The 14,457-nt window shown below is 64.5% G+C and carries 12 protein-coding genes; 8 read left to right on the top strand and 4 right to left on the bottom strand.

What is annotated here, in order from left to right; translation table 11 throughout:
- Positions 1 to 97: 97 nt before the first annotated feature.
- From MF4836_RS22440 to MF4836_RS22425, 4 genes are all read right to left on the bottom strand, one after another.
- Positions 98 to 3,196 carry an MdtB/MuxB family multidrug efflux RND transporter permease subunit gene (locus tag MF4836_RS22440; RefSeq protein WP_078472111.1) on the bottom strand — a complete coding sequence of 1,033 codons (3,099 nt, stop codon included), beginning with the start codon at positions 3,194 to 3,196 and terminating at the stop codon, positions 98 to 100.
- Positions 3,193 to 4,509, bottom strand: a complete 1,317-nt coding sequence (locus tag MF4836_RS22435) for an MdtA/MuxA family multidrug efflux RND transporter periplasmic adaptor subunit (RefSeq protein WP_078472110.1) — start codon at positions 4,507 to 4,509, stop codon at positions 3,193 to 3,195. The genes MF4836_RS22440 and MF4836_RS22435 overlap by 4 nt, the downstream gene beginning before the upstream one ends.
- Positions 4,510 to 4,824: 315 nt before the next feature.
- Positions 4,825 to 5,325 carry a thiol peroxidase gene (gene tpx / locus MF4836_RS22430; RefSeq protein WP_020300412.1) on the bottom strand — a complete coding sequence of 167 codons (501 nt, stop codon included), beginning with the start codon at positions 5,323 to 5,325 and terminating at the stop codon, positions 4,825 to 4,827.
- 275 nt (positions 5,326 to 5,600) lie between these two features.
- Complete coding sequence (locus tag MF4836_RS22425; RefSeq protein ID WP_078472109.1) at positions 5,601 to 6,044, bottom strand: SRPBCC family protein; 444 nt, start codon at positions 6,042 to 6,044, stop codon at positions 5,601 to 5,603.
- Positions 6,045 to 6,324: 280 nt separating this feature from the next.
- Here MF4836_RS22425 and MF4836_RS22420 point away from each other — a divergent pair, with 280 nt between their 5' ends.
- Genes MF4836_RS22420 through MF4836_RS22385 form a run of 8 tightly spaced genes read left to right on the top strand, consistent with a single transcriptional unit; the run spans position 6,325 to position 14,453 of the window.
- Positions 6,325 to 7,116, top strand: a complete 792-nt coding sequence (locus MF4836_RS22420) for a hypothetical protein (RefSeq protein WP_078472108.1) — start codon at positions 6,325 to 6,327, stop codon at positions 7,114 to 7,116.
- A 9-nt stretch (positions 7,117 to 7,125) separates the two neighbouring features.
- Entirely contained in the window at positions 7,126 to 8,583 is a 1,458-nt protein-coding gene (locus MF4836_RS22415) for a DUF1254 domain-containing protein (protein ID WP_078472107.1), read from the top strand.
- A 39-nt stretch (positions 8,584 to 8,622) separates the two neighbouring features.
- Entirely contained in the window at positions 8,623 to 10,038 is a 1,416-nt protein-coding gene (locus MF4836_RS22410) for a DUF1254 domain-containing protein (protein ID WP_443217378.1), read from the top strand.
- A 12-nt stretch (positions 10,039 to 10,050) separates the two neighbouring features.
- A complete protein-coding gene (locus MF4836_RS22405) occupies positions 10,051 to 11,004 on the top strand; it encodes a SphA family protein (protein ID WP_078472105.1) in 954 nt (317 codons plus the stop codon).
- A 12-nt stretch (positions 11,005 to 11,016) separates the two neighbouring features.
- On the top strand, positions 11,017 to 12,060 hold the full coding sequence (locus MF4836_RS22400; protein WP_078472104.1) for a hypothetical protein: 1,044 nt from the start codon (positions 11,017 to 11,019) through the stop codon (positions 12,058 to 12,060).
- 12 nt (positions 12,061 to 12,072) lie between these two features.
- On the top strand, positions 12,073 to 12,858 hold the full coding sequence (locus tag MF4836_RS22395; protein WP_078472103.1) for a DUF2092 domain-containing protein: 786 nt from the start codon (positions 12,073 to 12,075) through the stop codon (positions 12,856 to 12,858).
- Complete coding sequence (locus tag MF4836_RS35610) at positions 12,855 to 13,448, top strand: hypothetical protein (protein ID WP_078472102.1); 594 nt, start codon at positions 12,855 to 12,857, stop codon at positions 13,446 to 13,448. Before MF4836_RS22395 ends, MF4836_RS35610 begins: the two co-directional genes overlap by 4 nt.
- A 24-nt stretch (positions 13,449 to 13,472) precedes the next feature.
- Positions 13,473 to 14,453 (top strand): AAA family ATPase, encoded by a 981-nt coding sequence (locus MF4836_RS22385; protein ID WP_078472101.1) that lies wholly within the window; start codon positions 13,473 to 13,475, stop codon positions 14,451 to 14,453.
- Positions 14,454 to 14,457 lie beyond the last annotated feature (4 nt).

Genomic DNA, 14,457 nt, shown 5'->3' with positions numbered 1-14,457 from the left:
CTCAAACTGCAAGAGAAAAGCGCGATCGGCGCACGCTCTTGCTGCTGCTCTTGATTCAGCTTGCGGCTTGCGGCTTGCAACTGGCCGCTGCGCCGCTTCATACGCCCTGCTCCTGGCCGACTTCGCGCTTGCCGAAGCGGCGCCCCAGGCGATCGAAGTACAGGTAGATAACCGGCGTGGTGAACAGCGTGAGGATCTGGCTCACCAACAGGCCGCCGACCATCACCAGGCCCAGGGGCTGGCGCAGTTCGGCGCCGGAACCCGTAGCCAGCATCAGCGGCACGGCACCGAACAATGCCGCCAGGGTGGTCATCAGGATCGGCCGGAAACGCAGGAGCGCCGCCTGGTAGATGGCTTTCTCCGGCGCCATGCCCTGGTTGCGTTCGGCGTCGAGGGCGAAGTCGATCATCATGATCGCGTTCTTTTTGACGATACCGATCAGCAGGATGATGCCGATGATCGCGATCATCCCCAGGTCATTGCCGCTGAGGATCAGCGCGAGCAAGGCACCGACCGCCGCCGAAGGCAGGGTCGAGAGGATGGTGATCGGGTGGATGTAGCTCTCGTAGAGCACGCCGAGCACGATGTACATGGTCACCACCGCCGCCAGGATCAGCAGCAAGGTGCTCGACAACGAGGCCTGGAACGCTTCGGCCGCGCCCTGGAACTGGGTCTGCACCCCCACCGGCATGCCGATCTGCTGCTGCACCTGCTCGATGATGTCGACCGCCTGCCCCAGGGCCACGCCCGGTGCCAGGTTGAACGACATCATCACCGCCGGGAACTGGCCGATGTGGGCAATCGCCAACTGCGCCTGGCGCTCTTCGACATGGGCCAGGCTCGACAGCCGGACCTGGCCGCCGTCGGTGGTCTTGACGTGGATCTGCTCCAGGGCCTGGGGCCCGATACTCTCCCCGGCCTGGGCCTGAAGCACCACGCGGTACTGGCTGGCCTGGGTGTAGATGGTGGAGATCTGGCGCTGGCCGAAGGCGTCATACAGCGCGTCGGTGATGTTCGACACCGAGACCCCGACCCGCGAGGCGGCGTCGCGATCGATCACCAGGAACACCTGCAAACCCTTGTCCTGCAGGTCGCTGGCGACATCGGTGAGTTCCGGGCGCTGGGCCAGGGCTTCCACCAGGCGCTGGCTCCAGAGGCTGAGCAGTTCCGCGTCCGGCGACGACATGCTGAATTGATACTGGGTGCGGCTGACCCGGTCTTCGATGGTCAGGTCCTGCACCGGCTGCATGAACAGACGGATGCCGATCAGCTTGTCGACCTGGGGCTGGATCCGCGCGATCACTTGACTGGCGCTCAGGTCCCGCTCGCTGTGGGGCTTGAGGTTGATCAGCAGGCGGCCGCTGTTGAGGGTGGCGTTGTCGCCATCGACCCCGATGTAGGACGACAGGCTCTGCACCGCCGGGTCTTCGAGGATGATCTTGGCCAGCTCCTGCTGGCGCTGGCTCATGGCCGCGAAGGACACCGACTGCGGCGCCTCGGAAATACCCTGAATGACCCCAGTGTCCTGCACCGGGAAGAAGCCCTTGGGCACCACCAGGTACAACAGCACCGTCAGGCCCAGGGTGCCGATGGCCACCAGCAGGGTCAGGAACTGGTGCTTGAGCACCCACTGCAATTTGCGGCCGTAGCTTTCGATCAGCCAGTCGATCCAGGCGCCGCTGGCGCGGTAGAAGCGGCCCTGTTCTTCAGGCTTGGGTTCGCGCTTGAGCAGGCGCGCGCACATCATCGGGGTCAGGGTCAGGGACACCACCAGGGAAATCAGGATCGCCACCGCCAGGGTGATGGCGAACTCACGGAACAGGCGCCCCACCACATCGGCCATGAACAACAGCGGAATCAACACCGCGATCAGCGACAGGGTCAGGGAGATCAGGGTGAAGCCAATCTGCTTGGCGCCCTTGAGCGCCGCCTGCATCGGGCTGTCGCCTTCCTCGATATAACGCGAGATGTTTTCCAGCATCACGATCGCATCGTCCACCACGAACCCGGTGGCGATGGTCAGGGCCATCAGGGTCAGGTTGTTCACCGAGAACCCGGCCAGGTACATCACGCCGAAGGTGCCGACCAGCGACAGCGGCACGGCGATCGACGGAATGAGGGTGGCACTGGCGCGACGCAGAAAGAGGAAGGTGACCATCACCACCAGGGCCACGGCGATCAGCAACTCGTGCATCACGTCGGTGACCGAGGCGCGGATGGTCTGGGTGCGGTCGGTCAGCACCATGACGTCCAGGCCGGCTGGCAGGTTATCGGTGATGCTCGGCAGCAAGGCCTTGATCCGGTCCACCACCTCGATCACGTTGGCCCCGGGCTGGCGCTGGATATTCAGCAGCACGGCCTGGTTCTCGTTGGCCCAGGCTGCCAGGCGCTCGTTTTCCGCGCCATCGACGATCTGCGCCACATCCTTGAGCCGCAACGGCGCGCCATTGTTGTAGGCCAGGATCAGTTCGGCGTAATCCTTGGGCGACGTCAGCTGGTCGTTGGCGTCGAGCATCGAGACCCGGGTCGGGCCGTCGAAGTTGCCCTTGGGCTGGTTGACGTTGGACGCGGCGATCAGGGTGCGCACGTCCGACAGGTTCAGGCCGTTGGCCGCCAGGGCCTCGGGGTTGACCTTGATCCGCACCGCCTGGCGCTGGCCGCCGGCAATGCTGACCATGCCCACGCCGCTGATCTGGGCGATTTTCTGCGCCATGCGCGTGTCGACCAGGTCATTGAGCTTGGGCAGCAACATGGTCTTGGAAGTGATGGCCAGGGTCAGCACCGGGGTGTCCGCCGGGTTGACCTTGTTGTACACCGGCGGCGCCGGCAGATCCTTGGGCAACAGGTTGGTGGCGGCATTGATCGCGGCCTGCACCTGTTGCTCGGCGACATCCATATTGATGTCGAGGTTGAAGCGCAGGGTCAGCACCGAGGCGCCGCCGGAGCTGGTGGACGCCATCTGGGTCAGGCCGGGCATCTGCCCGAACTGGCGTTCCAGGGGCGCGGTAACCGCGCTGGTCATCACGTCCGGGCTGGCCCCTGGGTACAGGGTCATGACGCGGATGGTCGGGTAATCGACCTGGGGCAAGGCCGACACCGGCAATAGCCGATAGGCGATCAGGCCGGCCAGGACAATGGCCAGCATGCTCAGGGTGGTGGCTACCGGGCGAAGGATGAACAGCCGCGAGAGATTCATGCGCCGCCCTTTTGCGCCTTGGTCCCGGCGGCCGGGGTTCCGGTGGAGGTGGTCGGCTTGCCTTGCAGGTGTTCAGTCGGGGTGGTCGGCACGTCGACGCTGTCGTTGACCACCTCCACTGCGCTGCCGTCCTTCAGGCGGTCGGTGCCTTCGAGCACGACGCGGTCGCCGGCGGCCAGGCCTTCCTTGATCACCGTCGATTCGCCGTTGCTGTCGCCCACCTTGAGCTGACGGATCTGCACCTTGTTGTCGCCATCCAGGGCGTAGACGAAGGTGCCATTGGTGCCGAACTGGATCGCCGCCGACGGGGCCAGGATCACCTTTTTCAGGGTGTCGGCCAGCAGCCGCACATTGACGAACTGGTTGGGGAACAGGCTTTGGTCGCGGTTATCGAAGCGCGCCTTGAACTTCAGGGTGCCGGTGGTGGTGTCGATCTGGTTGTCCAGGCTTTGCAGCACGCCGGTGGCCTGCAACTGGGTGTCGCCGCGATTCCAGGCTTCGACCGGCAGCTTGGCACCGCTGTGGTAACGGGCGAGCACGGTGTCGAGGCTGTTTTCCGGCAAGGTGAAGGCGACGCTGATGGGCTGGGTCTGGGTAATGATCACCAGCGCCGTGGTGTCGTTGGCCGCCACCAGGTTGCCGACGTCCAGCTGGCGCAGGCCGAGGCGACCGGCGATCGGCGCGCGAATCTTGGTGAATTCCAGGTTGAGCTTGGCGTCGTTGACCGCCGCCTGGTTGGTCTTGACCGTGCCCTGGTACTGGCCCACCAGTGCGGCGGCGGTGTCCAGGGTCTGCTTGGCAATACTGTCCTGGGCATACAGGCCACGGTAGCGCTCCAGGTCGACCTGGGCATTTTTCAACTGGGCCTGGTTCTGCAACAGCGTGCCTTCGGCCTGGAGCAAGGCGTTCTGGTAAGGTCGCGGGTCGATTTCCGCCAGCAGGTCGCCGGCCTTGACCATCTGCCCTTCCTCGAACGCCACCTTGACCAGCTCACCGGCGACCCGGCTGCGCACATTGATGGTGTTCAGTGCCGTAACGGTGCCCAGCGCCTTGTAATACACGGGGAAGTCGCCCTCGGTCGCCGGCGCCACGCGCACCGGGATCGGCCCGGTCGCCCCGCCGAACCCCGGACGCATCGCCCCGCTTCTGCCCGCATGCCCGGCGGCGGCCTTGGGTGCTGCTTCGTCCTTCGAGGTGCTCGACGCGGGCCAGAATTTCCAGCACAGGACGGCAATGACCAGCAGGACGAGCAGGCCGAACAGCCAGCGACGGGAGTTGCGGGAAGCGGAGGATTGCATGGAATGATCAACCATTGGGCGCGAGGAGGTCTTCTTGAGAAGGCTGAAAGATAAGCACTGGCGGGGGATTAGCAAAGCGCCTTTACCGGCAATTTACCTTTGGCTTACGTTTTACAACGCCCGCTAAGCCACTGAAGCACAAATAAAAACGGCCTGGACAGGGCCAGGCCGTTAATAATTGTAAAACCTGTTGCAGCCGGTTCGCGATCTAACGACGCCCAGGCCAGGCAAAAATGGCTGAGAACCTGCAGTTCAGGGTTCTAAAAATCCGCATTTCAAAGCCATTTTCAACGCCGCCTGAGCCCAGCGCCGCAGAACGGGAACAGAGGCTTACTTGAGAACGGCCAACGCAGCGTCGTAGTTCGGCTCTTCGGCGATTTCCTTGACCAGCTCGCTGTGCAGCACGTTGTCGTTCTCGTCCAGCACCACCACTGCGCGTGCGGTCAGGCCGGCCAGCGGGCCGTCGGCAATGGCCACGCCGTAGTTTTCGATGAACTCGCGGCCACGCAGGGTGGACAGGTTCTGTACGTTTTCCAGGCCTTCGGCGCCGCAGAAACGAGCCTGGGCGAACGGCAGGTCAGCCGAGATGCACAGCACCACGGTGTTGGCCAGTTCGTTGGCCTGGGCGTTGAACTTGCGAACCGAGGTGGCGCAGGTTGGGGTGTCGACACTTGGGAAAATATTCAGCACTTTGCGCTTGCCGGCAAAGCTGCTCAGGGTGACGTCGGCCAGGCCTGCACCCACCAGGGAAAACGCAGGGGCCTTGGAACCGGCTTGCGGCAGTTGACCGTTGACTTGCACCGGGTTGCCTTTAAGAGTGACTTGAGCCATGAACGGAGTCCTTTTGCACGAAGGTGATTGAACAGCGATAAGGTTTTTTCGAAAGGCCGAAGTTAACCACGAAACGCGCCAACGACCTATGCCCAGCCCACAATTTATCCCCCAGATCCCGCCACATTCCCTGCGCCCCTGTAGCCGCTGCGAGGCATGAGGCTGCGCTGGCCCTCAACACCGCCACACCTATTCCAGACACTCCCCCAGCGCCAGTCAGGCCCAGCGTCCGAACGCTGGCCCGAGCCTGGGGCAGCGCCTACGGGGTTTGGGGGTCAGGCCAGCATTTCAAGCATGTTGCGATGGCGGGCCTGGAAAATGCGCCGCATATAGGCATTCACCAGCAGCCACTCCAGCGGGGCACCGCCCAGCGCCTGGTAGGTCACACGGTCGGTGTAGAGGGTCCCACCTTCGGCCGCCTCCACCCGATGCTCATGGCGAAAGGCACGCATCGGCCCCTTGAGCATCTCGTCGACAAAATGGCTGGGGCCCACCTCACGGATCACCACCTTCCAGTTCGCCGGGATGACACCGAACATCCAGTGGCGAAACCTGAACTCGCGCCCCTCGGCGATCCGCAGGTCGTTGATATCGATCTCCCCCAGGGGCGTCACCGGCTCCGGAAAAATCTTCGGAAAGTTGCTGCCCTCCAGGCAGAAGTCGAGGACTTGCGCCGGGCTGCGCCCGGGAATGAAGGTGCTGCGTAACAAGACCGCCATCAATGAACAACTCCCTGTGTTGAAAAAAACCGCCACCGCAGGCCAAGAAAGAGTCTCAGCTAAAACCATTAACGAGTTGATTTGAAAGGCTTCATCTCGACTTTGCGATTTCGTGACTCTGTATACAAAAACCAACGTATTAATCCCATCGACTGGATAAGTCAGATTTCGCTGCTAGCGTCATCAGACATCTCTTAGGGGCTTTACAGACAAAAGTAATCAGTTGCACAACGGCCGCCAAGTGCCGCGCAGACTTAAGCCGACAAAGGATTGGGGAATCATGTCTAGAGCACTTCTCGCGCCAGCCGCGATGATGGCAGCCGCACTGACGACGGCGTTCACGGCACAGGCCGACAACGCCGACACTGCGAACAAAAGCAACAACCCGCTCAACCTTGCGCCGGGGATGAACCTGCAGGACTACTACACCCCGCGCTACTACGACTCCAATATCCACACCAACGACGCCCTGTTGCGCGGCACCCTGCCAGTGGCCCCCGGGGACTTTATCGGTGTGCCACAGCTGCTGCGGGCGACGCTGCCCATCAGCACCCGCCCCGACCCGCACAACGGCTACAGCACCGGCATCGGCGACCTCAACCTGTTCGATATCTTTCTGCTCAAGACCGAAGGCGTGCAACTGGGCATCGGCCCGCAGATCACCGCGCCCACCGCCGAGCAGGACGAACTGGGCACCGGCAAATGGCAGGCCGGCCTGGCCGCCATCGCCATCGACGCCACCCCCCGGGGCCTGCTCGGGGCGTTGGTGCAATACCAGAGTTCGTTCGCCGGCGACCATGACCGCGCCCATGTTGAAAGCGCCACTTTCCAGCCCTTCCTCATCCATAACCTGCCCAAGGGCTGGTACCTGCGCTCCACCGGCACCTGGACCTTCGACCTCAAGGCCAACACCCACTACATCCCCATCGGCCTCGGCGTGGGCAAGGCCTGGAAGGCCGGGCACAACATCCTCAACGCGTTTGTCGAGCCGCAGTGGACCGTGGAGCGCAAAGGCGACGACCTGCCGCAGTTCACCCTGTTCGCCGGGATCAACGTCACCTTCGGTAAATAAGGAAAGCCCATGCACGCTTTGCTCCGCAGTGCCGGTTACAGCCTGTTCGTCCTGGCCGCCAGTTGCGGTGTCGGCGCCCAGGAACACGTGGTGGATACGCGCCTGGGCCCGATCAAGATGCAGGGCGAACTCCCGGACCGCTCCGCCATCGCCGGGCTCTACGCCGAGCTGGATTTCCAGCAGGCCACCCAGAGCTACCTCTGGGCATTGCCCCTGGTGTCCTACGCCCAGTGGCAGGAAGAGTTCCGCGACAAGCTCGGTGCGCGCAATGGCGACCTGATGGTGCTGACCAGCTACGAAGACAAACTCGGGGTGATCACCGCCAACGCCACCACCCCCTACATCTTGGGTTTCGTCGACCTCAACCAGACCGGCCCGCTGGTCATCGAATTGCCGCCCGGCCCTACCGCCGGAGGCATCGGCGATTTCTGGCAACGGGCGATCATCGACATGGGCCAGACCGGTCCGGACCAGGGCAAGGGTGGCAAGTACCTGGTGCTGCCGCCCGGCCAGGAGCCACCGGCCGACGCCAGCCAGTACTACCTGGCCAAATCCGAAACCATGAACGTGCTGGTGGGCTTTCGCGTGCTCGACCCGGATCCGGCCAAGGGCAAGGCGCTGGTGCAGCAGTTCAAGATGTACCCCTATTCCAAGCGTGGCCAACCCAGCGTCACCCGCCTGCTGTCGCCCCAGGGCAAGCCCTGGTCCGGCACCCAGCCACGGGGCATGGCCTACTGGCAGCGTTTGCACCAGATCATCCAGAACGAGCCGGTCAATGAGCGCGACCGCTTCTATATGGCCATGCTCGCCAGCCTCGGGATCGAAAAGGGCAAGCCCTTCAACCCCAACGACTCGCAGCGCAAGGCCCTGGAGCAAGGGGCCCAGGTCGGCGAGCTGATCGCCAAGGCCAACACCTTCGCCAAGCGCTTCGCCGACGCCCAGTACTGGCCTGACCGCCAGTGGGACAAAGTGCTGAACATCGCCGAACCCTCGCAGCGGGTGGCCTATTACGACCAGCTGTGGGAGCGCAGCGCCTGGTTCTATGAGGCGGTGACCAATACCAAGGGCATGGTTTCCACGACCCCGGGCCTGGGCCAGACCTACCTCGGCGCCTACACCGACAACCAGGGCCATTGGCTCGACGGCGGCAAGTCTTATCGCCTGCACCTGGGCACCCAGCCACCGGCCAAACAGTTCTGGTCGATGACGGTGTACGACATCGACAGCCGCTGCCTGATCGATAACCCCCAGCGCAAGGCCGACCTCTCGTCACGCCAGGACCTGAAGAAAAACCCCGACGGCTCGATCGACCTGTACTTCGGTCCCACCGCCCCTGCGGGCCTGGAAAGCAATTGGGTGCAAACCCTGCCGGGCAGGCACTGGTTCAGTTACTTCCGGCTCTACGCACCGACCGAAGCCTATTTCGACAAAAGCTGGAAGCTCGATGACATCACCCCGGTGCAGTGACCCAGCGTATTTATCGACAGCCAGCCCAAGGACGCCATGATGATCAACCTTCCACCGCCCCGCCTGCTGTGTGCCGGGCTCCTGCTGCTGTTGAGCGGCGCCGCCAGTGCCGAGTTCAGCGCCAGCCCGGACGAGGCCCGGACCATTGCCAAGGAGGCCTACCTGTATGGCTTCCCGGTGGTGGAAATGTACAAGACCCTGTACACCCAGGCCGTGGACAGCAAGGGCTCGAACTTCAAGGCGCCGTTCAACCAGATCGGCAACACCGCCCAGGTGTTCACCCCGAAGGACACAGCGTTCGTCACCCCCAACTCCGACACGCCCTACTCCTTCGTCTGGCTCGATCTGCGCCGCGAGCCGGTGGTATTGACACTGCCGCCGATTGAAGAAAGCCGCTATTACTCGGTGCAGTTGATCGACCTCTACACCCAGAACTTCGCCTACCTGGGCACCCGCAGCACCGGTAACAAGGGTGGCCATTTCATGATCGCCGGCCCCCACTGGCAAGGTCAGCAACCGCTGAATATCGATCGCCTGCTGCGCAGCGAAAGTGACATCACCTACGCCCTGTACCGCACCCAGCTGTTCGACGAAAAGGACCTGGCCAAGGTCAAGCAGATCCAGAAAGGCTACAAGGTCCAGCCCCTGAGCCAGTACCTGGGACAAAAAGCCCCGCCCGCGGTGCCGAAGGTCGCCTGGCCCAAGCCCAGCCCGCACATGAGCGACAGCCCCGAGCTGTTCGCCTACCTCACCTTCATGCTCAGCTTTGCCCCGCCCCAGGACGTGGAAAAGGACCTGTTGGCGCGCCTCGCAAAAATCGGCATTGGCGCCGGCCAGCCGTTCAAGCCCGAGGCCCTTGGCGCCGAGCAGCGCAAAGCCCTGGAAGACGGGATCGCCGACGCCAAGGCCGAATTCGCCACCTTCAAAAAGGACAAGGTCGACACCCACCAGGTCAGCAGCGGCGACCTGTTCGGCACCCGCGACCACCTGAACAACAATTACCTGTACCGCTACGCCGGCGCCAACATGGGGATCTTCGGCAACTCCGCCGAAGAGGCGAACTACATCGGCTACTTCGTGGATAACGCCGGGCAACCGGTGGACGCCTCGAAACACGACTACACCCTGCATTTCGCCAAGGACGCCCTGCCCCCGGCCGAAGCCTTCTGGTCGCTGACGATGTACGACGGCCATAGCAAGCTGCTGGTGGCCAACCCCCTCAAGCGCTACCTGATCAACTCGCGAATGCTGCCCGGGCTCAAGCGCGACAGCGACGGCGGCCTGACCCTGTACGTGCAGCACCAGGCCCCGGCCAAAGACCTGCAAAGCAACTGGCTACCGGCGCCGAACGGGCCGTTCTACGGCGTGCTGCGCATCTACCTGCCCAAACCGGAAGTCACCAACGGCCAGTGGAAAATGCCGCTGCTGACCCCGGTTGCCCCTTCGCAACACTAAACGGAGCCAGTCATGGATAAAGCCCTGGTTGTTCGTCCCCTGCTGACGCTGTGCCTGCTGGGCAGCAGCCCCCTGGCACTGGCCGCCGAAGGCGGGGTCGGCCGCCCTATCACTGGACAGCAGATCTACTCCAACGCCGGGATCATCCCCCCGGAGCCGGGCTGGGTGATGTCCCTGACCAGCATTTACTACGACGGCGAACTCAAGGGCGGGCGCCAGGTGCCGATCATCGGCGAACTCAGCTCGGGCCTGGAGATGAAAGTCTCCTACACCATGGCCAACTTCACCCATGTCTGGGACAGCGGCAAAGGCCGCTGGAACTACGCCTCGGCCATCGGCGTGCCGGTGCAATACACCGACGTCAAGGCCAGCCTCACCGGCCCTCGCGGCCGCAGCGTCGGCACCGAGGACAGCGGCACCCAGTTCGCCGACATGCTGCTGACGCCGATTGCCGCGGGCTATCACTTCAACGAGCACGATCACATCGCGTTTTCCCTGCCGATCTACGTACCCACCGGGGCCTACAACGACAACCGTCTGGCCAACCCCGGGCAGAACAATTACACCTTCATGCCGACCCTGTCGTTCACCCACCTGGATGGTCACGGCGGCGAGTTCAGCCTGATGGGCACGGTGCAGTTCTACACCGAGAACCACAGCACCGATTACCGCAACGGCAACATCTTCGCCCTCGATGCACTGTGGACCTACGGCCTGGGCAGTGGCTGGAGCGCGGGCCTGGCCGCCGGCTATATCCAGCAGATCAGCGACGACAAGGGCGATACCGCCGACTTCCTCCACGGCTATCGCGGCCGTTCGGTCGGGGCCGGGCCCACGGTCGGCTGGAGCGGCAAGTTCGCCGACGCCCAGGCCAATATCAGCGCACGCTGGATTCCCGAGTTCGACACCAAGAACCGCCCCGAGGGCAATGGCGTCAGCCTCAACCTGACCCTGGCGTTTTTCTAGGAGATACCACGGATGGTCATCAGCTCCCGATTCGCCTGGTGCGGCCTGTTGCTCAGTGGCTTCGCCAGCGCCGGCAACGATCTTCCGGCGCTTGGCGGTGACGGCAAACACGCCACGCTCAAGGGGGACCCCGAGACCTGCCAGCAGTTGCAGCGCAACTTCGACATCGACCTCAAGGACGTGGTCAAGGCCGGTTGCGAGCCGTCCACCGAGCAGATCTCCAAGCTGATGGACAACCCGGTGGGCAACCTGGTGCTGCTGTTCAACCAGTTCGACTACACCGCGCTCAAGGGCCCCCACAGCAACGGCACGCGCTACCTGGGCAAGTACAGTTTCATGCCGACCTTTCCCGTTTCCCTGGGCGAGGACTGGAACCTGATCAACCGCCTGCCCATCAGCTACGTCAGCGCGCCGGTCAACCACAGGGCCGGCAACCTGGTGGGCATGGGCCCCAACGAACTGCTGCACGACCGCAGCGACTTCGCTTCGGTGGTCCAGGACCCGTTCGACCGCACCAGCGGCTTTGGTGACCTGGCCTATGTCGGGGTGTTCTCGCCCAAGGAGCCGGTGCGTTTCGACAACGGCGCCAAGCTGGTCTGGGGCGTCGGCCCGACCCTGATGTTCCCCACCGCCGAAGACGATGTGCTGGGCACCGGCAAGTACTCCCTGGGCCCGGCATTCGTCGCCGCCTACCTGGGGCCGGACTGGACCCTGGGGGTGTTTCCCCAGCACTGGTGGTCGGTGGCCGGCGACAGCCAGCGCAAGGACGTCAGCCTGACCAATATCCAGTACTTCATCCAGCGGGTGATCCCCGGCCCGGCCCAGTGGCGCGTGGGCATGACCCCCAATATCAGCGTCAACTGGAAGGCCGACAGCGGCAACAAAGTGACCTTCCCCATCGGCCTCGGCGCCGGGCGGATCTTCAACTTCGGCAAATTGCCGGTGCGCATCTCCGGCGAGGTGCAGTACTCGGTGCTGCACCCCGATGACCAGATCGGCAGCCGCTGGAATTTCCGCCTGTCGTTTATCCCGGTCATCCCCACCTTCATGTTCTGAGTGAGGTCTGCCATGCCCAGCCAACCCTGGCTGCACACCACCCTGGCGCTGTTCTGCGCCCTGACCCTGTTCGGCCCGCGCGCGGCGGCGGCCGATGAGGCCCAGGCCGAGATCGAGCCCCGGGCGGTGCAGGCCCTGGAGCACATGGGCAGCTACCTGCGCAGCCTGCGCCAATTTGGCATCGAGACCCAAAGCAGCACTGACCAGGTGCTGGAGGACGGCCAGACCCTGGAGTTTCGCCACCGCACCGAACTGCTGGCACAACGACCGGACAAGCTGCGGGTCAGCGTCGAGAACCAGGGCGCGCAGCGCAGCCTGTATTACGACGGCAAGAGCTTCACCCTGTTCGAGAGCCGCAGCGGCTACTTCACCCGCGCCCCGGCGCCGGCCAGCATCGAGCAGTTGCTGGACCAATTGAGCGAACGCTATGGCATCGAACTGCCCCTGGCCGACCTGTTCCGCTGGAACGCCGACACCACGCGCCAGGTCGGCCTGACCTCGGCCCTGGTGATCGGCAGCGAGACCCTGGACGGCCAGCGCTGCGCGCATTACGCCTTTCGCCAGGCCGAGATCGACTGGCAACTGTGGCTGCGCGAAGGCGACCAGCCGCTGCCGTGCCGCCTGGTGATCAGCCGGCGCGACATCGCCGAGCGGCCACGGCACAGCGTCGACTTTAAGTGGCGGCTGGCCGCGCCGATCACCGCCCGCAGCTTCCGCTTCGATCCACCCGCCGGCGCCCGGGCCGTGCCTTTGCAGCAGTTGGACCAGGCCGCAGCCAACCAGGAGCAGCAACCATGAACCCAGGAGCCAACTTGAAACCCGGCCCCTGGCTGCTGTGTATAGCCCTGAGCCTGAGCCTGCTGCACCTGTCCACGGCCCAGGCCTGGCAGGCCCGAGGCGGCGGTGGCGCGCGGACCTTCGTGGTGCCCCATGGCGGCGGCGCGCGCCCGCTGCCGGCGTACCGGCCGATGCCGCAACCGGCGCCCCACCCTTATCCGCAGCCGCACCCTTACCCGCAGCCCCATCCGGAGCCACGGCCATCTCCCCATCCGCAGCCCTACCCAGGGCCCCACCCCGAGCCGCATCCCGAACCCCGGCCTTACCCCGGTCCAGGTCCGGGGCCGGGGCCGTATCCAGCGCCGCCACCGCCGCCGCCACCGCCCCCGCCCCATGGCGATGACTGGTATCACCCCTGGGCCACGGCCGCCGCCGTCGGCGTCACCACGGCGGCAGTGATCGCCATCGGCACCGAGGTGGCCAGCGTGCCGCCCGACTGTGTGTCGGTGATCGCCAATGGCGTGGCCTACCAGCATTGCGGGCCGACCTGGTACCAGCCGCGCTATGTCGGCAGCAGCGTGCAATACACCGTGGTGGCCGCCCCATGGTAAGTCGCCCCCAGCCAAGGAATGCCCATGACCGCGCTCAATGATCTGAATGCCCTGCAAGCCAGCATCGCCGAGTCCGTGCTCGGCCAGGACCAGGTGATCCGACAGATCCTGGTGGGCCTGCTGGCCAACGGGCACCTGCTGCTCGAAAGCCTGCCCGGCCTGGCCAAGACCCGCACGGTCAAGGCCCTGGCCAAACACCTGGACGCCAGGATGAGCCGCATCCAGTTCACCCCCGACCTGCTGCCGTCGGACATCACCGGCGCCGAGGTGCTGCACCAGGTCGACGGCCAGAACCAGATCCTGTTCCAGCCCGGGCCCCTGTTCGGCAACCTGATCCTGGCGGACGAGATCAACCGCGCCCCGGCCAAGGTCCAGGCGGCGCTGCTCGAAGCCATGGAAGAACGGCAGATCACCGTGGCCGGCAACAGCCATGTACTGCCGGAGCTATTTATCGTGCTCGCGACCCAGAACCCCATCGAGCAGGAAGGCACCTACCCGCTGCCGGAAGCGCAGATGGACCGCTTCCTGATGAAGGTCCTGCTGGACTACCCCAGCGCCGAAAACGAAAGCCAGGTGCTGCGCCTGCTGCGGGTCGAAGAACAGGCCCAGGGCGCGAAGACCCCACCGGCCCCGGGGTTCGCCCTGGAACAGGAGGTGATTTTCGCCGCACGGCGCGAGGTCGGGGCGATCCATGTGGCCCCGGCCATCGACCGCTACCTGATCGACCTGATCAACGCCACCCGCCACCCCGTCGACTACGACCCGGACCTGGCGCGCTGGATTGCCATCGGTGCCAGCCCGCGCGGCGCCATCGGCCTGGACCGCTGTGCCCGGGCCGACGCCTGGCTGCAGGGCCAGGACTTTGTCTCGCCGGACAACGTGCGCGCGGTGCTGCACCCGGTGCTGCGCCATCGCCTGCAACTGAGTTACGACGCCGTGGCCGATGGCGTCGGCGCCGACCAGGTGCTTGACCGTCTGCTTGATAAAGTCGCGATCCCGGCCTGAGGAG

It is taken from the genome of Pseudomonas sp. MF4836, assembly GCF_002018875.1.
In the GTDB taxonomy this organism is placed as follows: domain Bacteria; phylum Pseudomonadota; class Gammaproteobacteria; order Pseudomonadales; family Pseudomonadaceae; genus Aquipseudomonas.
This window is presented reverse-complemented; position numbering and strand designations above follow the sequence as displayed.